The sequence below is a fragment of the Candidatus Nitrososphaera evergladensis SR1 genome (assembly GCF_000730285.1).
GTDB classification, from domain to species: domain Archaea; phylum Thermoproteota; class Nitrososphaeria; order Nitrososphaerales; family Nitrososphaeraceae; genus Nitrososphaera; species Nitrososphaera evergladensis.
The window spans coordinates 700,550-718,262 of the sequence record NZ_CP007174.1 but is presented as its reverse complement, the minus strand read 5'-3'; the positions used below and the strand labels follow the sequence as shown (position 1 = coordinate 718,262).

The 17,713-nt window shown below is 50.0% G+C and carries 23 protein-coding genes and 1 tRNA gene; 16 read left to right on the top strand and 8 right to left on the bottom strand.

The annotated features are described in order from the left end of the window. Positions 1-44 precede the first annotated feature (44 nt). Together NTE_RS03615 and NTE_RS03610 are read left to right on the top strand one after the other, a co-directional pair. Positions 45-2,351 (top strand): HD domain-containing protein, encoded by a 2,307-nt coding sequence (locus NTE_RS03615; protein WP_158385061.1) that lies wholly within the window; start codon positions 45-47, stop codon positions 2,349-2,351. A gap of 36 nt (positions 2,352-2,387) precedes the next feature. Next, positions 2,388-2,462, top strand: a tRNA-Arg gene (locus NTE_RS03610). Here NTE_RS03610 and NTE_RS03605 read toward each other — a convergent pair. Next, positions 2,431-2,868: a winged helix-turn-helix transcriptional regulator gene (locus NTE_RS03605; RefSeq protein ID WP_226987247.1), complete on the bottom strand. Its 438-nt coding sequence runs from the start codon at positions 2,866-2,868 to the stop codon at positions 2,431-2,433. The genes NTE_RS03610 and NTE_RS03605 overlap by 32 nt on opposite strands. Before the next feature lie 88 nt (positions 2,869-2,956). Here NTE_RS03605 and NTE_RS03600 point away from each other — a divergent pair, with 88 nt between their 5' ends. After that, entirely contained in the window at positions 2,957-3,325 is a 369-nt protein-coding gene (locus NTE_RS03600) for a VOC family protein (protein ID WP_148699782.1), read from the top strand. A 14-nt stretch (positions 3,326-3,339) separates the two neighbouring features. Here the strand turns inward: NTE_RS03600 and NTE_RS03595 are convergent, their stop codons facing one another. Then, positions 3,340-3,651 (bottom strand): hypothetical protein, encoded by a 312-nt coding sequence (locus NTE_RS03595; RefSeq protein WP_148699781.1) that lies wholly within the window; start codon positions 3,649-3,651, stop codon positions 3,340-3,342. A 44-nt stretch (positions 3,652-3,695) separates the two neighbouring features. Then, a complete protein-coding gene (locus tag NTE_RS03590) occupies positions 3,696-4,211 on the bottom strand; it encodes a HEAT repeat domain-containing protein (protein ID WP_226987154.1) in 516 nt (171 codons plus the stop codon). A gap of 95 nt (positions 4,212-4,306) precedes the next feature. Here NTE_RS03590 and NTE_RS03585 point away from each other — a divergent pair, with 95 nt between their 5' ends. From NTE_RS03585 to NTE_RS03570, 4 genes are all read left to right on the top strand, one after another. Next, positions 4,307-4,768, top strand: coding sequence for a hypothetical protein (locus NTE_RS03585; protein ID WP_148699780.1), 462 nt, complete (start codon positions 4,307-4,309; stop codon positions 4,766-4,768). A gap of 65 nt (positions 4,769-4,833) precedes the next feature. Further along, the gene (tatC, locus tag NTE_RS03580; RefSeq protein ID WP_148699779.1) at positions 4,834-5,649 is read left to right on the top strand and encodes a twin-arginine translocase subunit TatC; all 816 of its coding nucleotides are present in this window, start codon (positions 4,834-4,836) and stop codon (positions 5,647-5,649) included. Positions 5,650-5,675: 26 nt separating this feature from the next. Further along, entirely contained in the window at positions 5,676-6,011 is a 336-nt protein-coding gene (locus NTE_RS03575; protein WP_226987153.1) for a twin-arginine translocase TatA/TatE family subunit, read from the top strand. Positions 6,012-6,047: 36 nt separating this feature from the next. Then, positions 6,048-7,148 (top strand): formate--phosphoribosylaminoimidazolecarboxamide ligase family protein, encoded by a 1,101-nt coding sequence (locus tag NTE_RS03570; RefSeq protein ID WP_148699778.1) that lies wholly within the window; start codon positions 6,048-6,050, stop codon positions 7,146-7,148. 3 nt (positions 7,149-7,151) lie between these two features. Here NTE_RS03570 and NTE_RS03565 read toward each other — a convergent pair whose 3' ends face one another. Beyond that, positions 7,152-7,571 carry a bifunctional nuclease family protein gene (locus tag NTE_RS03565; protein WP_226987152.1) on the bottom strand — a complete coding sequence of 140 codons (420 nt, stop codon included), beginning with the start codon at positions 7,569-7,571 and terminating at the stop codon, positions 7,152-7,154. Between the two features lie 73 nt (positions 7,572-7,644). Between NTE_RS03565 and NTE_RS03560 the strand changes: the two genes are divergently transcribed. Then, complete coding sequence (locus NTE_RS03560; RefSeq protein ID WP_226987151.1) at positions 7,645-8,511, top strand: hypothetical protein; 867 nt, start codon at positions 7,645-7,647, stop codon at positions 8,509-8,511. Here NTE_RS03560 and NTE_RS03555 read toward each other — a convergent pair. Continuing rightward, positions 8,491-9,153, bottom strand: coding sequence for an HAD family hydrolase (locus tag NTE_RS03555; RefSeq protein WP_148699775.1), 663 nt, complete (start codon positions 9,151-9,153; stop codon positions 8,491-8,493). The genes NTE_RS03560 and NTE_RS03555 overlap by 21 nt on opposite strands. A 108-nt stretch (positions 9,154-9,261) precedes the next feature. On the opposite strand from NTE_RS03555, the gene NTE_RS16320 reads away from it, so the two are divergent. Together NTE_RS16320 and msrA are read left to right on the top strand one after the other, a co-directional pair. Next, positions 9,262-9,435 carry a hypothetical protein gene (locus tag NTE_RS16320; protein ID WP_158385059.1) on the top strand — a complete coding sequence of 58 codons (174 nt, stop codon included), beginning with the start codon at positions 9,262-9,264 and terminating at the stop codon, positions 9,433-9,435. A gap of 68 nt (positions 9,436-9,503) precedes the next feature. After that, positions 9,504-9,983, top strand: a complete 480-nt coding sequence (gene msrA / locus NTE_RS03550) for a peptide-methionine (S)-S-oxide reductase MsrA (protein WP_148699774.1) — start codon at positions 9,504-9,506, stop codon at positions 9,981-9,983. A 65-nt stretch (positions 9,984-10,048) separates the two neighbouring features. Here the strand turns inward: msrA and NTE_RS03545 are convergent, their stop codons facing one another. Then, positions 10,049-10,540 carry a hypothetical protein gene (locus NTE_RS03545; RefSeq protein ID WP_148699773.1) on the bottom strand — a complete coding sequence of 164 codons (492 nt, stop codon included), beginning with the start codon at positions 10,538-10,540 and terminating at the stop codon, positions 10,049-10,051. Positions 10,541-10,818: 278 nt separating this feature from the next. Between NTE_RS03545 and NTE_RS03540 the strand changes: the two genes are divergently transcribed. From NTE_RS03540 to NTE_RS03530, 3 genes are all read left to right on the top strand, one after another. Further along, a complete protein-coding gene (locus NTE_RS03540; protein WP_148699772.1) occupies positions 10,819-12,207 on the top strand; it encodes a hypothetical protein in 1,389 nt (462 codons plus the stop codon). A 384-nt stretch (positions 12,208-12,591) separates the two neighbouring features. Continuing rightward, positions 12,592-13,005, top strand: a complete 414-nt coding sequence (locus tag NTE_RS03535; protein WP_148699771.1) for a hypothetical protein — start codon at positions 12,592-12,594, stop codon at positions 13,003-13,005. A 126-nt stretch (positions 13,006-13,131) separates the two neighbouring features. After that, on the top strand, positions 13,132-13,968 hold the full coding sequence (locus tag NTE_RS03530; RefSeq protein ID WP_158385057.1) for an SDR family oxidoreductase: 837 nt from the start codon (positions 13,132-13,134) through the stop codon (positions 13,966-13,968). A 97-nt stretch (positions 13,969-14,065) separates the two neighbouring features. On the opposite strand, the gene NTE_RS03525 is transcribed toward NTE_RS03530, so the two are convergent. Continuing rightward, on the bottom strand, positions 14,066-14,383 hold the full coding sequence (locus NTE_RS03525; protein WP_148699769.1) for a hypothetical protein: 318 nt from the start codon (positions 14,381-14,383) through the stop codon (positions 14,066-14,068). Between the two features lie 731 nt (positions 14,384-15,114). On the opposite strand from NTE_RS03525, the gene NTE_RS03520 reads away from it, so the two are divergent. Both NTE_RS03520 and NTE_RS03515 read left to right on the top strand, forming a co-directional pair. Then, positions 15,115-15,672 (top strand): hypothetical protein, encoded by a 558-nt coding sequence (locus NTE_RS03520; RefSeq protein WP_148699768.1) that lies wholly within the window; start codon positions 15,115-15,117, stop codon positions 15,670-15,672. 24 nt (positions 15,673-15,696) lie between these two features. Further along, positions 15,697-16,257: a hypothetical protein gene (locus tag NTE_RS03515; protein WP_148699767.1), complete on the top strand. Its 561-nt coding sequence runs from the start codon at positions 15,697-15,699 to the stop codon at positions 16,255-16,257. A 173-nt stretch (positions 16,258-16,430) separates the two neighbouring features. Here NTE_RS03515 and NTE_RS03510 read toward each other — a convergent pair whose 3' ends face one another. Beyond that, complete coding sequence (locus NTE_RS03510; protein WP_226987150.1) at positions 16,431-16,700, bottom strand: hypothetical protein; 270 nt, start codon at positions 16,698-16,700, stop codon at positions 16,431-16,433. A 217-nt stretch (positions 16,701-16,917) separates the two neighbouring features. Between NTE_RS03510 and NTE_RS03505 the strand changes: the two genes are divergently transcribed. Beyond that, positions 16,918-17,232 carry a hypothetical protein gene (locus tag NTE_RS03505; RefSeq protein WP_148699765.1) on the top strand — a complete coding sequence of 105 codons (315 nt, stop codon included), beginning with the start codon at positions 16,918-16,920 and terminating at the stop codon, positions 17,230-17,232. Positions 17,233-17,713: the final 481 nt, after the last annotated feature.

Below are 17,713 nucleotides of genomic sequence, written 5' to 3'. Positions count from 1 at the left end.
CTTGCAGTAGCCGCGTGTACGGCAGGCGTAACACACGACACCTGTTGCCGTTTAGCCTCCACTATCATGACGCTGCGCGCTGGCTCTTTACACTGCTTCTCTTCTCAGGATTGCTTTCGACCGGCTGGTTTGGCATACCGCTCATCCCCAGATATTTCATCGGGACTGCCGACATCATCTCTGGCATTTTTGCCCTGTTCAGCGCGCTTGGCGCCATCTGGGGCATCATGGCCTACAGGGAATTCACAAAGTCGTCAAGCGCAGTCATTGACGCAAGGCTTGCCGCGCGCAGGCTCGACCCTATGATAGGCGACTATGAGTACAAGTCTTACAACCCCATGACAAGGGAGTATGACGATGGCTTTGTGCCGTCGGGCCCGGTGGATTTCTGGGACAAGGAAACGACGGTTCCGGCGTGGATGGACAAGGGCAAGTACTGGCACATACTGCTGTCGCTGCAGAGCTCAGGCCGCGAAATACGACTGCAGGTTGTTCGGGATAGAGACTTGCCGTTTGGAACCGGGATGCGAAACGTGGCAGTCACGTCAAAGGACCAGAGCGACGAGGGCCGGATAATGAACCGCTACATAGTAAAGATACCGCAGTGGCTCGTCATGAATACCGAGCGCCGGCGCTTCTCCGAGCACGAGGCCGAAGGGCCGGAGCTGAGCGCGCTCATCGCCGATGTCAACAGAAAGATTGTAGCGGCCACAAACGAGGTCGCAGGGTGGGAGCGCCTGCGCGTGCGCTATCCGTGGCGCTTCATGACGTTTGCGATATACCTCAACAAGAGCCTGCCCCTGCGCATCGTCTACAGGCAGGTCATACGCAACTTTCCCGGCGCAAAGGAGCGCAAGATCTACGAGACAAACGCCAACCTTGCAAACGTGGGCGACGACGAGCTCGTAGCGTCCATAGTGGAGCTGGCGCAGAGGAAAAAGATCCCGCCTGCAAGGAGGGCACAGATCCAGACGCTGATGCGCTTTTTGAAAAACGCGTACACCCGGCAGGGCCTGGGCGAGGGCGCAAGCGAGTACCACAATTTTCACCATTCGCTTGAAGTGGCGTATGTCGCGATGCAGTTGCTCCCCGACTATTTTCGCGGATACGAGTTTGGCCCAAAGGACTATGAGCTTTTGCTGGTGGCTGCCCTCCTGCACGACTATGACCCCGCGCAGGAGCTTGGGTCAAATTCAGGCAAGCCAAAAGGCCCGAGCGCGGCAAGGACAGTAGAGGAAGTGCAAAAGACAAGGATCCATGACGCGTACTTTACCATGACAAACGCCGAGTTTGAGGACTATTTCCGGCAATACAAGTCGTCATCAGAGTCGCTCCGGCCGCCGGAAGATTATGCCACCACGCATCCGGAGAGGGTCAAGTCCGACTGGACGCCTACTGAAAGCCTCATAATCGAGACGCTAATATGGAGGACAGATTTTCCATTCTTCAAGCAAAAGCTTGCGCAGGAAAAGTATTCTGCCCTGCTATCGCAACTGAAGGACAATGGCAAGGTGAACCTGCTTGCAGAAGTGCTCTGGCTCGCAGACCTTTCCGTGACGTACATGGTATCTGACCCCGTCAGGGCGTGGGACAGGGTGAACAACCTCTACGACGAGTTGTTTTTGCCAAAGCTTGAGGCGGTATCTAGGACCGACGCGTTCTTTGCAGATTTTGCGGACCTGCCCCTCTACAAGGAGCTCCTCTCCCAGCGCGGGTTCCCAGATGTTTTTCGCCGGCGATGGAGCCTGATATACCAGTTCTTCCACGAGGGCAACCCGTCCACCCCGCTCAACCGCACCATAGAGATGGCGCGCAAGATTTACTTCAAGGTAAACATGGAGCTTGGAATGAGGCATGGCGAGATGCTGCAGGAAATAGCATCGGACAACTGGTCAGAGTATTTCATAGGCATTGGAAAGGACCAAGGAGAGGTCCTAAAGGCCAAGTCGAGGCTCGCCCAGCTTGACCCGCAGAATGCGTCGGCGTTCTGGGGCGACGTGCAAAAGCTCTTGCCTTCCATACCCGATGGCACCATCGACAACTTTTTAGTCGTGATGCCGGCTCGCGTCGAGCCGCTTGCCACGCAGGAAGAAAAAGCTAAGATGGAAACTATGCTCTCTGTGCTTGTCAAAAAGCTCGCCCCGGGCGGCACGGTCAAGGTTCTGACAGACATTGAGGCAAGCAGCTTGCAGCTCAAGGAACTGATGTATGCGGCAGGCAGGGCAGGGCTTGTTCCTTCCGACGCGGGCAAGCAGTATTTCCCGGCAGGCTGGACAGACCCGGACTTTTTAGAAAAACCCCATATAGTCACGCTTGTGCCGAGGCCAGCAGCAGTGGCGACGAAGGCTTAAAATTAACGCAACCGTGGTTGAACACTCAGGCGGCCAGGGCTCGTAGCTCAGCATGGACAGAGCGAACGCCTCCTAAGCGTTAGGTCGTGGGTTCGAATCCCACCGGGCCCGCTTGCTTGTCGTCGTCGTCGCTGTTTTTGTTGCACAGATCTTCAAGCGTCTTGGGCTTACCGTCCTTGCACACCTCTTGCGGATAATGCTGCATCGAAAACAGCATCAGCTGGTCAAGCACGGGCTTGAGTGCCATGCCCCTTTCGGTCAGGAAATATTCTATCTTGACAGGCGTGCCGGGGTATACCTTGCGTTCTACCAGGCCATTTTTCTGCATCTCTTTTAGGCGCTGCGAAAGCGTCTTTGGGTTGATGCCCTCGATTGTCAAAAATTCGTTGAAGTGCCTGTGGCCAAAGAGCATCATGTTGCGCATGAGAAGTACCGTGAATTTTTTTCCGATTATCTGGAAAGTATAGTTGATTGGGCACTGCTTTAATTGCTGCATTACCGCTACATAATTGGCCACGGACAACTTACCCTGTCTTCACCCACTTACCTGATCGATACCTGCCAATTAAAATATTACTTTTCTATATCTGATATCTCGAAGTAACATGGCTACAATAGTTTACTTTGAGATAGCAAGCGACAACACCGAGCGTGCCGGCAAGTTCTACGGCACGCTGTTTGGCTGGAAAACCGAAAAGATGCCGGGTCCAGTAGAGTATCTGATGTTTAGCACTACCGACCAGAGCGGCAAGGAGGTAGGAGGCGGCGGCATTATGAAGAGGAAGACGCCGGATCAGGGCATCATCAACTACATCGGAGTAGACTCTGTTGAGAAATACGCCAAAAAGGTGCAGGAGCTTGGAGGCAAGGTCAAGGTGCCCAAGACAGAAGTGCCAGATATGGGATGGTTTGCTGTATGCACGGACACAGAGAACAATACGTTTGGGCTCTGGGAATCAAAACCACAGCAGTAATCATAGCAACTACACTAGACGCCGGCAAGCTTGGCGTTTCCGTACAGGCGCGCCTGGTGGACCTCATTTATTTCCTCCCGGCGGTGCTTGCGCCTCTCGACTACGTATCCTGACGACGCGTGGTATATGATGACCATGTCCTTTGGGTAAAACGACAGCATCTCGTGGTTTTCGCTGTCTGAGGCCATGTGGCGCAGGTGTATGCGCTCCCAGGCAAACAGCTCGTCTACCTTGCCGCGAAAGTGGAACGTGCTGCCGCACGGGCAGCGGGTGTCGCGCCAGTTGCCGTCAATATTGTTGAGCCATTGGCCGTCTTGTTTGGTCATATGATATATGCTTCCAGTACACCGGCAGGCTCCGTTTTATATTGTTAGCCGCCAGTCATGCGGGTAAAGTCGTTCTTTCTGTTGACTGCCTTGATATAGTCGAGGTTTGCCAGGGCAACCACTGCCGAGTCACGCACCTCTTCGCTTTCGTCGTTCTTGAGGGCATAATCCAGCGTCTTTCTTGCGTCTTCTGATCCGATGACACCAAGAGCCACCGCGGCCTCGTGGCGCACGAAAAAGCTCTTGTCGTTTTCCACGGCATCGGCAAGCGGCTTTATCCCGCTTGAAAAGCCTAGCTGGCCAAGCGAGAACGCGGCCTCGTGGCGCACCAGGTCGTTGTCATCGTTCTTCAGCACCTTGCTTATGGGCGTTACCGCCGACTCGCCGGCGATCTCTGCCAGTATGCACACCGCCCTTGTACGGACGACGCTGTCCTGGTGTGTCAGCAGTTTCTTGAAATAATCGACATTTTTTTCGTCAAACTGCGCCTCCATCTCCTCAAATAACTTTAGCCTGCTATTGTCATTATTAATGTGGACCTGTTGTTTTTTGGCAGCCATTTCTTCCTTGGTTTTGCAGGCAAGGCCTTTTTATTTTTTGTCGAATGCACTAGACGTTAGTTATTATAATCCTGCGGGTTACAGATGCGCCGTATATGCGTGTCAGGTACTGGCGTCTTGGCATCACTGACCTTCTGGAATCGGCGTATCCTTCCGAAAAGGCAAACCACTGGGACATCAAGTGTATGCAGGGCGAATATGAGCACTTTGGGGTGTTTTGGTACCGCTACGGTACGCCGTTTGACAAAGAGCCGGTGCACGGCATCTGTTTTTACTTTAACGACGTTCCCAAAAAGACGGTCGACGACCTGGCCGCGTTTTTGCAGGGCAAGTTTGGCGGGCAGCTGCTGTACAGGCAGGCAAGGGGCTTTTTGCAAGGTTCAAAAGAGTTTGCCGACGGCAAGGCAGTGGGCGTACTGGCAAACGAGCTAAGCCTAAAGTTCAATGCGCCGGTGGAACTCACTGTCGAGTTTGAAAAGGCTACCAAAGAAGAGGTAGACAGCGAGGCGTGGAAGCTGCCTGCAGGAAAGGCACTTCCGATACCCGGTCCAGACTAGACAAATAACTAAGAAATTATATTCTACGGCTGGCTACTCTAGCTTGAAGAAGAGAAGAAGAAGCAATGGCTGCAGAGATGACCCTGTTTGAGCACATCAATGAACTGCGCGCTCGCATAGTGCGCATAGTCATTGCCGTCATAGCCATAAGCATTTTCTGCATGTCGTTTGGCCTAAAGCCGGTAGAGTATGCAGGCATACAGCTAGCATATCCTTTTCCAGACCCAATACACAACGTCTCATCCCAGATAATGCTCTACATGCAAAAGAGCCTCATCCCTACTGGAGTCACTCTGGTCCAGACCGCGCCGGGTCAGGCGTTCTTTGCACAGGTGTACGTCTCGATGCTTGCAGGAGTGATTGGCGCCATGCCGGTCGTCGTCAAGGAGATAGCAGGCTTTATTGCGCCGGCGATAAGTCCCGGGACAAGAAAGTCGATATCTCATGTTGTTGCGCCGGCCATTGCCCTCTTTGTCGCCGGCGTCGTGTTCTCGTACCTGGTGGCAGTGCCGTTTGTGCTCCAGTTCCTTTACCAGTACGGCGAGGCGATAGGCGCGGTGGCGCTGTTTAACATATCGGATTTCATATCATTTGTTCTCCAGTTCCTCCTGGGTTTTGGCATCGCATTTGAGCTTCCAGTCCTGATGTATGGCATCTCACTCACAGGTGCCATGTCGCCCTACTTTTGGCGCAACAACATCCGCTACGCAGTCATCGTCCTCGTGGTGTTTGGTGCCATCATAACCCCTGACGGAAGCGGCATCACCATGTGGTTTGTCGCCGGCCCAATGATAGCATTGTACCTGGCGGGCATGGTGGCAGTCGAAAGCAGGGCTAAAAAGCTTGAGAAGGCGGCAAGATTGGTATCTAATAACACTTAAATTCTTAATATTTACATACTTGTTTGATGGCTGAAGGAATTTCAAGCCTCATAATGCAGTTTGGTGGCCTAGGCGGCGCTGAATGGATATTCATCATAATAGCAATTGTGGTGGTATTCTTTGGGGTCAAAAAGATCCCCGAAATTGCAAGGAGCTTTGGCAAGGCCTCTGCCGAATACGAGAAGGCAAAGATAGAAGCCAAGCGCGAGCTCCAGCAATACAAGAATCAGGAAAATAACAGGGTAGGCAGGGAAAAGCTTGAGGAGATTGCAGACTCGCTTGGCATCAACTACACCAACAAGAACGACGACGAGCTGAGAGCGGCAATCGACGTCGAGCTGAACAAGTCTACCAAAAAGTAAGGCTTTTTATTACAATCTTTTCTCTCTCTGTAGCCGTTGATCGGCCAGCAGCAGATCGCACCGATAATAGACCGCTACGACCCAAAGCACGTCACCATTGGCGCCATAGGGAGCCACTCTGCCCTTGAGGTGATGGACGGCGCCAAGGACGAGGGAATGAAGACGATCTGCATATGCCAGAAGGGCAGGGATCTGCCGTACCGCAGGTTCAAGCGCCTCGCCGACGAGATAATAATCCTGGACAAGTTTTCCGACATACTGAACCGCGAGAACCAAGAAAAGCTTCGCGACAGAAACTGCATAATGGTTGCGCACCGCGCATTTACCGCTTACCTCGGCTACGACAACATCGAGAACAATTTCAAAGTGCCCGTGTTTGGCAACAGGGCGCTCCTGAGAGCAGAAGAGCGCACCGCGCCAAGGAACCAGTACTACCTCATTGAAAAGGCCGGCCTGCGCCACCCAAGGATATACCGCAAGCCGTCAGACATAGCCGGCCCGGCGATGGTCAAGGTGCAGGAGGCAAAGCGCAAGCTGGAAAGGGCGTTTTTCATAGTCACCTCGTACGAGGACTACAAGCGAAAGGCCAAGCAAAAGGTCGAGCAGGGAATCATAAGCAAGCAGGACCTTGAAAACGCGGTGATAGAGGAGTACGTGCTTGGCACCTACTTTAACCTCAACTTTTTCCACTCGCCCATTACTGGCGAGACAGAGTTTCTTGGTATTGAGCGCAGGCTGCAGACCAACCTCCACGACTTTGTGTCCATTCCTGCCAGGCAGCAGATGGAGATAGAGAATATCCAGACGCAGAACATCGAAGTCGGCCACACGCCGGCAAGCATACGCGAGTCGCTTCTTGAAAAGGTGTTTGAGATGGGGGACAAGTTTGCAGTAGCGGCAAGAAAGGAATACCCGCCGGGGATAATCGGCCCGATTTCGCTCCAGAGCATAGTCACCACCGATCTGGATTTCGTAGTCTATGACGTGTCTCTCAGGGTGCCGGGAAACCCGATAATGGCGACGACAAGCCCGTACACGAAATACTACTATGGCCACACGATGGGCGTCGGCCGCAGGATTGCCATGGAGATAAAGAATGCGGCGGCACAGCGCAAGCTGCGCGACATTGTAACCTAGCAGCTAGTGCTCAAGCGCTTCTTCAAAGAGGCTTTTTCGCACCTTTATCGGCGTGTCATAGTAGGAGGCAAGGGCTATGGAGTCAGAGGCACGGTAGTTGCGAAGCACTATCTCCCCCTTTCTGCCCTGGAAATACAGGTTTGCCCGCAGCACTGTCCCGCTCTGGTAGACGCGCACTTCTGTCAGCATCAGGTCTGCCATTGCGGCAATCTCTTCAACAAGGTTGTAGATGGTAGGTATGGCACCCTTGTCGCCTTCCTGAAAGCGCGAGATGTGCCTTGCGACCTCGCCGGAGAACGCCCGCATGGGAAACTCGCGGCCGTCCTCTGCCTTTAGTATGACAACCCCTTCGAGGCCCACCTGATCTACAAATCCAACATAACTAATCCTCGCGCTGACGTACTCATCCTCACGGCCGAGCATCACAATGTATTGGCAAGACTGAGAATTAAGGATTTGCGGAAAGAAGACGGCGATGATGGCGATACGATTTAATTTGAAGCAGGACATTCTATGCACGATAATGAGCTGGCGGGCCATGCGCGAAAGTGGCTACAGGATAATGTTTACAGGCGTGTTTTCGCTTGCAATTGCGTTTGTAATCTACTCACGGCTGTCAGGCACGTCCGGCGACGCACCTGTGCAGGCGTCGCAACTGACCGACCTTGCGTATGCCATTCTGGGCGTCACTGCCGCATCACTTGCCGCGGCCATGTATGGCGCACACACCATCTTTCGCGCAGAGCAAGCACGCGCCGCCGCCAGCGGTGGTGGCAGCCTCATGTCGTTTATCACAGGTGCCTTTTCTGACGGCAGGTACTGGCGCATCATGGCGATTTCCGCCGTTGGCTATGGAATATTCTTTGCGTTTCTCTCGCAGATACTGGTCTACAGGCCCGACGTTTCTTTTTCAGAGCGAGGGATAGCAGTCCCGTCCACCGATCTGATACCATGCTGCGGCGCTCCTGGCTACATGCCCATGTTCACCGCATATTTCACCGACCATTTTCTCCTGCTTGTGATCCCAGTCAACGTCATCCTTGCCGCTGTCGTGTCGGTGATGGTTGGCTTTAACGTGGCACTCAGCGTCTATGCGTACAGGCTCAGGCAGGCCGTGCAGGGCAAGACTTCCATAGTAGGCGGTATCGGCGCCGCAACTGGACTGTTTGTAGGCTGCCCTACCTGCGCTGGAAGCATGATTTCTGCGGTGCTTGGCCTGGGCGCGATTGGCGCCGGCGCAAGCACGAGCGCGCTTGCGCCATTTCAGACGGTGTTTATAGCAGCCAGCCTGCCCGCGCTTGCACTTGCACCGTTTTTGCTTGCAAGGAGCATAAGGTCCATCTCAATGTGCGGCGCCAAGTAGCAGCAACTGGGCGACCTGCATCATGTCCGGCTTGCGCACCACGCTTTTTGTAGCGCTGGCAATGTCGTCGTCTTTTGGCATGAACGCAATCCCGGCGCCGGCGCGCCTTACCATGCAGATGTCTGCCCGGGTGTCGCCTATTGCGGCAGTGTTTTCAAGCGGCACTCCAAACTTGGTCGCGTATTTTTCAAGGTGAAAGCGCTTGCACACCGACAGCTTGCACGTGCAACCGATCTCCTGCCAGCCAAGCGGCATGTGCACAGTGCCGGTTATCTTGTCACCTTTAAATTCCAGCTCGTTTGCTGCAAGAAAATCCATCCGAAGCCTCTCGGCAACCACCGACGCGGCCGTTGCATAGCTGTCGGTTATTATCCCCACTTTCCAGCCCTGCTCCTTCAAGAGCGAAATTGCGCGCTCGCAGTTTGCGGCAAGCGGGACTGACTCTATTGCGGCAAGAAGGTCCTGCCGGGTCAACCCTGCAAAAAGGGCGGCTATTGCTATTGTCTTTTCGTAATTGACAAGCTTGCTATCTGCCTGGACCGACCGGACCTTGCCGTCAAGCCCAAAGCGCTCTGCAAGAGCAAAGACGAGCCTTCCGTCAAGAAGCGTGCCGTCCATGTCAAAAGCCGCTAGCTGCGCCATATCTTGTGTACGTGTTGTTGTAGTAGTATGAAACAATCTAAACCTTTTTGAAAAGCCGTTTTATTACAATACCATCAATGCAGCTGCCGATGATATGATGATGCGATTATGGTGGTCCAAGATAGAAAGTATCAAAAGAAAAAAGTCGCAGTAGAAAAGTTTGTCAAAAAGAACGGCACCGCAGACCATTCAGCAATCCTAAACAGCATCGACGTAGACTATGATACGCTGATGCGCATCCTGTCGGAACTCAGAAACGAGGGCAGGATTTCTTCTTCCTAGAGATCTGGGCACAATGTGGAAAAAGGCTTAATTCTCTATCATGCCAAGTTGCAGTGTAATATACACACATGAAGGCTACATTTGGCATGGGATGTTTTTGGTGCTCTGAAGACGTTTTTGGCCGCGTAAAGGGCGTAAAATCAACAACGGTAGGATATATGGGAGGCAAAATCGAACACCCTACATACGAGCAGGTGTGCACTGACAGAACAGGGCACGCAGAGGTGGTGCAAATAGAATACGATCCTGCACAGGTTTCGTACGAAGAGATCCTGAGCGTGTTCTGGGCAAACCACGACCCCACGATTCCAAACAGGCAGGGATGGGACGTGGGCACACAGTACAGGTCGGCTGTGTTTTACCACAGCCCCGAACAAAAGGCCGCTGCTGAAGCAATAAAACAAAAACTTCAGGATTCAGGTGCATTCAAGAGAAAGATAGTGACAGAGGTATCGCCGGCGTCTGCGTTTTGGAAGGCAGAGGAGTATCACCAGAAATACTACCAAAAGTGCGGGCTAAAGATGCACGGCTATGGTACCTTTTGGTGATCGGTCAGAAGAGGCACGGATCCAGTACTGCAAAAGTTTTGAGTGCCGGCGCTACGCGCTTTGGCCTACCACCGGAATACTAGTGCAAGCGCGGTGGCGTACGGCACATGGATAGTGACCTTGTCCGTATTGGTGTTATAGATGCCGTAGATGGTGTCGATGTCCACCTTGTCGTATTTTTTGTTGAGGTACTTGCTGTCGACTTTGACGTTTTTTCCCTCGACGTCAACTGATAGGCGCGTATTGGCGCTGTCGATCTTGGAAGGCTTGATGTATATCTTGATGTCAGAGGCATTTATCTTAAACCCGACGAATTCGCGCTCTATATCAGGTATTTTATAATCACGCTCCTGGAGCTTGCCAACGATGTCGTCTTTGATCCCCTCGGTTGGAAAGAGCTGCTTGGCGTCAATGTCGGCTTTGTACTCGAACAGGCCATCAAGAAAATTCGCCGAAAATGCGATGTTTGTGCTTTCTGCCCGGGCCTGCTGGCCGGCGTACACAGTCAGGGCAAGTACAAGGGCAAGCGCAATAGCTACAGCACTTGTTAGAGACATCTGCGATTAACGAAGGAAAGATAAGGCTTATGTAAAATCTTTATGTCTAATTATTACCTATGCCGCCTAGTGATTTTTCAAGACACAGTATTTCGAGCAAATAATTAACTGGACTATGTCGCTCATTTGGGTTTTTAGACAGCGTTGCGATGCAGAGCTTGCCGCTACGTTTAGCACGTCAAGCATCTTTATTACATGAAGTTCCCAGCGAACATCATTATCTCCCAGGCATTCCATAAGCGCTTTAAAGGATCTCTTTAACGTAGAAAAGAACCGAAATGAATTCAGACCTAAATGCGATCATAGGGTGCGCATTTATGGTGTTGATGTTGGCCGGCGCTGCAACACATGCACCACCTATAGCTGTGGCACAGGCAGCGCAGCCAAACGATCTCACCATTATAGATGATGCGCGTTCCACAACATCAAATGGCGACACCGACGCTATACAGACGTCCAAAGACGACGCAGAAGAACGACCAACCCTCACTGTAAAAGCATTGACTGCCAACAACGAAGAGGTTCGCATGCGGGCAACGATCAAGCTGGCAGACAAGACTGTAAAGACAGGACTGACTCCCATCACATTTCAAGGAACAGCAGGCAAGACGTACCAGCTGACTGTTGAAAATCAGGAAAAAATGGAAAACGCGACTTTCAGCCGGGAAGGAATCATATTTAATCGCTGGGAGGACACCGACGACACTAGCAGATCGCGTGATGTCACCATGCCTGACGACGGAGAGTCGCTGGACCTGCGGGCAGTCTACAACAAAGGCGACAGGGCCACTCTTGAAGACCTAGGGGTGCTGCAGCTTGTATCCCATGACTTGTATGACGTAGTCCGCGATGGACCAAACCCGGGCAACAGAGAAGATAGAAGACTCAACCTGAGTACAGTCTTGGATCATGGAGAAGACCAGATAGCCACTGGCGGCGAGCCAAGGAACAGCGAGAACATTGCGCTTCACACGGTGGCGGTAAAGCTAGGCAAGATGCACCTTGATCTCATTGACAAGGGAATGGAGCCAGAGGAAGCAAGAGAGCAGACTGTCCAAGTCTACCTGCAGATGGTGGCAAAAGCCTATAAAGACACGTTCCATGAGCCGTTACCAGAGGCGGCGCCAAATGAACATGAACAGAAACAAGACGGCACAGAGAACCTTACGGGCGACTTGGCGATGAGGACGGTGCACGCGTACGTGCCAAGCCACATCATGGTAAACGGAGAAGACACGCCGATGCTTGACCGGTCGCTAAGAGGCAAAACGCTATCTGATGAGGACATGCAGCAGCTGTCAAAGCCTTTGGATGGGACGTTTGATCCCTTCCTTAGAGACGTCACCATATTTCTGCCGCAGCCCGATGCTCTGCCACAGAAATTCACAGTCGACCTCCTTGAAAAGGATAGCAGCTTTGCAGAACAGTTTGAGACAGATGTTTCATTCGAGGAATTTTTGCATGAACTCAAAGACGGCCACTTTGACAAGAACGAACAGGTAATGAGCTACATCAGAGAAGACATGGCTGCGGGATTGCTGCCTGTACAGGATGAAGATACTAACCAGCAGCAAGACATGGGAGCGCCCACCGAGGATGAGGAGGAAGAGTCTGAAGACGACAATAGCGAAGAATTCAAGCCGTCCTTTCTGAGAGACAGAACATAATGGTGTGAGAGTGGAGGCATCCTCCCTCTTTTTTTATCGATTTACACACGTGATTTCAGCCGTCCTTAATTGCAGTTAGCGGAAAAGGAAAAAAATTACCATATCACATACCGTAATTGCTTTATAGAAACATATTCATAATTTTGCGTTGATAATTCACCTGCCACAGGGCCGGCAGATTACCAGAAACCGTTATTGGACAAACTTTCAGCTATTGTTTGGCCATGTCGACCTAGGATGCTATGACGGGAAAAAGTTCTGTTTGTTCAAGTGTCACGAGCATGGCGTGGTACTTGACTATGAGCGCGGATACGAAGGCCACCTTAATTGCCCCCTATGTTCGATGAAGTAAAAAGTAATTCAAGTTAGTCCCTTCCTAGTGGCTTGAAAGCTGATCCTTTTGAAAAAAGCAGACAAAAAATGGGCGCCGAGATACCTCTCTTCTTTTCAGCCCATATGTGCCTAGCTCTACAACCCAATTTTCGTCATGAAATTGACAGCAATATGCCATCGTCATATTCTATTGTGAGCATAAATGCAAGACCAGCTCAAGAGAGTGGCGCACAGCTTTTTCAGTCATCTAGCGATACACTGCAGGCACACATAAAGATGCAATGCCGGTTTTCAAACTGCTGCAGGTACTACAACAAGGATGATCATCGTTGCAAAGATGACCAGGATGTAATGACAATATCATCCTGCGCAGCAGCGTGGCAGTTTGACAGATATGCAAGAGGAGACAAGGACATTGGGATGAATGTGGCCAATATTTTCATCATCAAGATACATAACGGATAAGCGCGGTTAGTGCAGACGACAAGGTTACTCAAAGAAAGCCATCTTGCGTGAGTGTATTAACAACAGTAGTTTTGAAATATTTGCAGCGGCCTTTGTACAGTCATGTCAGGAGGAGAAAGAGAGGCTATGCAAACAGCAATTGTCACTGGAAGTTCTTCCGGCATAGGCCTGGAGACATCCCTTGCGCTTGCACGAAACGGATTCTACACCTATGCAACGATGCGAAATCCCGCAAAAGGAAAAGCACTTGTCGACAGGGCAGAAAAGGAAGAGCTGCCGTTGCAGGTAGCAGAACTTGACGTCGACAAAAGCGAGTCGGTCAAGAACACGATCGATGGCATCATGGAGGAACGCAAAAGGATTGATGTCGTGGTTAACAATGCAGGATTTGCCCTGGTTGGCGCGCTGGAAGAAACATCGATGGATGAGATAAAGGCCCAGTTTGAAACTAACCTGTTTGGCGCGCTAAGAGTCATGAAGGCGGTTATCTCCATAATGAGGAGGCAAGCAGGCGGGACAATAGTGAACATAACTTCGATGGGCGGCAGGGTTGCAATCCCGCTGGATCCAATTTACCACGGCACAAAATTTGCGCTTGAAGGCATTACAGAATCCATTCGCTACGAACTGCAGCCATTTGGAATAAACGTGGTACTTGTCGAGCCTGGCGCGGTAAAGACTAACTTTTTTGATAACCTAAAGTTTGCACATGGCGCTACCAGGCAGGATTCACCTTACGCCAAGTTCATGAGTGGCTTGCAGGCGGCCGCTGCACACATGGTACAAGATGCAATTCCTGCCAGGGAGGTTGCAGAGGCGATAGTGCAGGCAGTCAAGTCGGACTCACCCCAGATGAGATACATTGTTGGAAAAGATGCACAGGCCATGATCGAGGCCAAAAAGAGCATGGGCGACAGGGAGTTTGAAAAGTTCATGTCCGCTCGGTTCGCTGAAAGGCAGTAGAAGAGACAAGGGTAATAAAAAAACATAACCAGCCCTAGCCGCGTGTGCGCGTATGTGTGTTTGATGGCTAGAATGCACAAGTGATGCACAACGACAACTAGACATAGTTTTCTATGTCTTGGTTTGGCTCTATGGTTGCACTTACCTTAAGCGTGATATAGTCCGTACTGGTGGAGGGATTTACGACTATTCCGACGTAGCCCCTTCCTTGTATCGGAAGGAGCATTGTTTTTGCCATGTCATAATCAACGACAATGCACTCGACTTTTCCGAAAGTTTCCTCCGAAAGCCGCGCAGTTGCAAACACCAACGCGGCATAGTCGCCGCTGCCCTTTTTGAGCTTGTCAGGAATTTTGAATTTCTTGTCGAAGGCCTGTTTTGATGCCGCCTCTAAAATCCTAAAGTTAGAATCCATGAGACAAACGGCCAAAATATTCTCGTCGATGGAAAGGATGTGTTGCGATGCGGATATAATCATGGACCTATCAGGTGTGGAATTTCGCACTTATAATTCTGTGGAGAATAACATTCTAGGGCAATATACTGCTTGAAAAAATTTGTGTTGATGGCCTAATCATTATTTTTATGTTCAGTGAAAATTTAGCCCATCAACCATGATACTTGCTCGCGGCATAGAACCACTAGTCATGTGTTTTTACAGGGCATGTTATATATTACTTACATGATTTTGAGATCAGGAATTTTCAATAGATTAAAAACTGGTGATCAGATAAATGAGCAAAATTCTATTCGGTCATACTGCATAATTATAAAGGTATTGCCGTCGTTAGTAAAGTTAACGATAGAGTTCTACAGAGATGCACTGCATTACGTTTTTATTCGAATCTGGCAAGATAACAGCGGATTGCGTGAAAAGAGCAGATGGACCTGTTCTTTGCCCCAATTCGAAATGCAAAGTGTAACATTGTCATAGCACTAGGTTCACTTCTGTGCTTAGCTTAACTGCTTACAAATTTATCACGTACGACTTGTCTACAGCGGGGGGCTCCACACACCTTAAAAATCATCAAATTTGATCGATGTCGATTAGACGGAATGGAAGAAACTCGGAAAAAACAAAACAACAAAATTTCACAGCCATCTAATTCTCTGGTCCTTTTGAGGAAAGGTTGGAGCATCAGAAGGTTGTGGATCCTCTCTATCATTGGAGTAGCAGGATTGGGATTGGATGCCTCATTTCACACGCTGGCCAACGGCACGCCTCTGTCGATTATATTTGATGGGGCAGATTTTTCGACAAACCAGATCATCCTGACAACTACTCCTGCCATTGCCACCCTATCCTGGACCGGCCACATTACTTTCCTTACGGCATTCACCTTGTTAGGGATACTGCCAGTACTTTTCTTTGAAAAGTTTGCACCGGCAAGATCTAGCGACCAAGGAGGCCGCAGGTGGGCGATCCTGAAGAAAGGGCGCAACATAAAACAGATGTGGATAATAGGACTAATTGGCGTAGCAGGATTGGCGCTGGACGTGTCATTTCACTGGCTTCAGGACGGCGATCCATCTAAAGTGGTACTCAATGGCTTTGAAGACCCACGCCCACTCGTCAGCATGCTTGCAATAAGCGCCCATATGATGTTCCTAGGCGCATTCGCATTGCTGATCTTCCTGCCAAAGATACTCATTGCTGCACAGCACCCGCCGACAACTACAGTAGCGATGTCTCCTTCAAGGTAAAAGAAGGAGGCAAAATCTTGCAGCGTGATCAGCATGAAAATATCGCAAAGAGTTGTCGCAAATACTGCCTTTGCACTAGCAATTCTGGTGCTGGTAGCAGTACCTTTATTGTTGCAGCAACAAGGACATTTGGCAGAGGCGCACCTTCTCGGCATAGTAAAACAAGTCGATAACTATCAGGTTTCATTCCAGCAAATCCCGCAGTTCCCCTCGGCAGGCAAGAACACTACACTGCATTTCTCTGTTCTGCAGGACAATGCGGCGATAAGCAATGTAAATGCGGCAGTGCAGATAATGGAAAAAGACTCTGGCAAAATCGTAGAACAAATGCCGTACAAACTTCACGAAATTAGCGACATCACGATACCCTACACATTTCAGAACAATACAGACTATGCGGTAAACCTGTTGATGCGAATGGACGATGGAAACCCGGAACACATGGCCAAACCTCTCGTGGCAGACTTTGACGTTTCCGTCATACCCACGTCTGCGATCTCGCCAACGGAACTTCTTATGGGAGCATTGCCTTTCACAGCTGGCTTGATCGGGGCAGTTGTCCTAGTCTTCAAGAAGGTGAAATGAAAAACAAACCCCGGCTAGTTTTTTTATGGCCGGCAACGATGCAAAGCATTGGCGGAACACATATGCAGTTCGCAAGAAACAACAAAAAGTCTTATTGCGCTGGAGCTGTGGGCCGCTTCCAATGCCCTTTTTTGGATTGTGTAAATGACGGCAACCAAATATGAATGCGGAAATTATCTCAGTGTTTCCACATCAGACGCTGGCTCCAGAACTGACTGGAGCATGTACAGCATTTTCCTGATGTATCTCTGCTTTGATGGCATTTCAATTAATTTCTGCTGATAAAAGTCGATTAAATGGGAGATGAAGCATTTCATTTCCTCCTTGCTTTCAGGCAGATTGATCAGTATTGCGGAATACCAGTATTCCACCAAGGCGTCTTCGCCATACCTTTTTTCCAGCTCGACAAGGGCTGCAAAATTGGCGTGGCATTTCCTGCACAATCCACCGTGGGCGTCTGCATAGGATCGTGTTGCAAAATGACCACACCTTGTTTTCCAAAGCATCGCAAGAGTTACGCGGCAAAATAGAAATATAAACGGTAATCAAAAACATGGAATTTACACCGCAATCAGAAACAGTTGCGCGGATTATTTACGTAAGATCAAGACTCTTTTTAATTATAACGCGTCTATAATGAACAGGTGAGTAGGGACAGGGATGTCCAATGTAGACTATAATGTGGAATCGGGAAAGGGCTATCAAGAAGGCGCCTCAAAGTTCAAGCCCATAAAGGTTGAAATGAGGGTTTCAAACGTGAACAAGGACCAGGTCAGCTACTGGATAAACGAAATTGCGAATCAATATGCCGATCTAGTTGTGACAAACGTCAGCACAGGAAGCGACAAGATATCTTTTGACATAGGCTCGCCTAGCATGAGCGACCTGACTGCCGAAGACATCAAGTTCAGGATAGAAGAATACCTGACCATGAATGTGCCGCCTTTTGAGCTCAAAGAGCTAAAGGTGCAGTAGCAACAACAACAAAAATTCTTGCCTTATTTTTTATTTGCATGACGAAAACTAAATGCGCCGCAGCCCTTCTACTTTTTTCACATTTACAGTAACATAATTTACGGCATATCGTGTCATCAGCTGAAAGTACTCACATTTTTTTCTACTTTGCGTCATAACACAGACGCAACGCATATGAAAAAATAAGGATAAGAAGAAAGAGTTGCCTTACTACTCGTTAGCTTCTTCTATTATGAGCTACTAACATCTTTACTTCCTTGAACACGCAAGGCTGGAGTTTTGGATCGTGAATTCTGCATACCGCAAAGTGCCATGCGGTCTCCAGTGCAAGGTAAGTAAAGGCGAAGCCCATTATTGGATACGCCAGATTTTCCAACATTGGGAACTAAATGCATATAGACGCATATAAGATTATCTTGGCAAAGAGGAAACGTATGACAAGAATAACGGTAAAAAATCTTGTATTTGTTAAGCCAGAAGG

What these genes read in the sequence shown, in the direction of transcription:
- NTE_RS03595 (WP_148699781.1), bottom strand. Translation starts at nt 3,651, where the DNA reads ATGACCAAACAAGACGGCCAATGGCTCAACAATATTGACGGCAACTGG.
- NTE_RS03565 (WP_226987152.1), bottom strand. Translation starts at nt 7,571, where the DNA reads ATGCTCGGCCGTGAGGATGAGTACGTCAGCGCGAGGATTAGTTATGTT.
- NTE_RS16320 (WP_158385059.1), top strand. Translation starts at nt 9,262, where the DNA reads ATGGTGGTCCAAGATAGAAAGTATCAAAAGAAAAAAGTCGCAGTAGAA.
- NTE_RS03590 (WP_226987154.1), bottom strand. Translation starts at nt 4,211, where the DNA reads ATGGCTGCCAAAAAACAACAGGTCCACATTAATAATGACAATAGCAGG.
- NTE_RS03600 (WP_148699782.1), top strand. Translation starts at nt 2,957, where the DNA reads ATGGCTACAATAGTTTACTTTGAGATAGCAAGCGACAACACCGAGCGT.
- NTE_RS03540 (WP_148699772.1), top strand. Translation starts at nt 10,819, where the DNA reads ATGAATTCAGACCTAAATGCGATCATAGGGTGCGCATTTATGGTGTTG.
- NTE_RS03545 (WP_148699773.1), bottom strand. Translation starts at nt 10,540, where the DNA reads ATGTCTCTAACAAGTGCTGTAGCTATTGCGCTTGCCCTTGTACTTGCC.
- NTE_RS03505 (WP_148699765.1), top strand. Translation starts at nt 16,918, where the DNA reads ATGTCCAATGTAGACTATAATGTGGAATCGGGAAAGGGCTATCAAGAA.
- tatC (WP_148699779.1), top strand. Translation starts at nt 4,834, where the DNA reads ATGGCTGCAGAGATGACCCTGTTTGAGCACATCAATGAACTGCGCGCT.
- NTE_RS03575 (WP_226987153.1), top strand. Translation starts at nt 5,676, where the DNA reads ATGGCTGAAGGAATTTCAAGCCTCATAATGCAGTTTGGTGGCCTAGGC.
- msrA (WP_148699774.1), top strand. Translation starts at nt 9,504, where the DNA reads ATGAAGGCTACATTTGGCATGGGATGTTTTTGGTGCTCTGAAGACGTT.
- NTE_RS03585 (WP_148699780.1), top strand. Translation starts at nt 4,307, where the DNA reads ATGCGTGTCAGGTACTGGCGTCTTGGCATCACTGACCTTCTGGAATCG.
- NTE_RS03555 (WP_148699775.1), bottom strand. Translation starts at nt 9,153, where the DNA reads ATGGCGCAGCTAGCGGCTTTTGACATGGACGGCACGCTTCTTGACGGA.
- NTE_RS03530 (WP_158385057.1), top strand. Translation starts at nt 13,132, where the DNA reads ATGCAAACAGCAATTGTCACTGGAAGTTCTTCCGGCATAGGCCTGGAG.
- NTE_RS03525 (WP_148699769.1), bottom strand. Translation starts at nt 14,383, where the DNA reads ATGGATTCTAACTTTAGGATTTTAGAGGCGGCATCAAAACAGGCCTTC.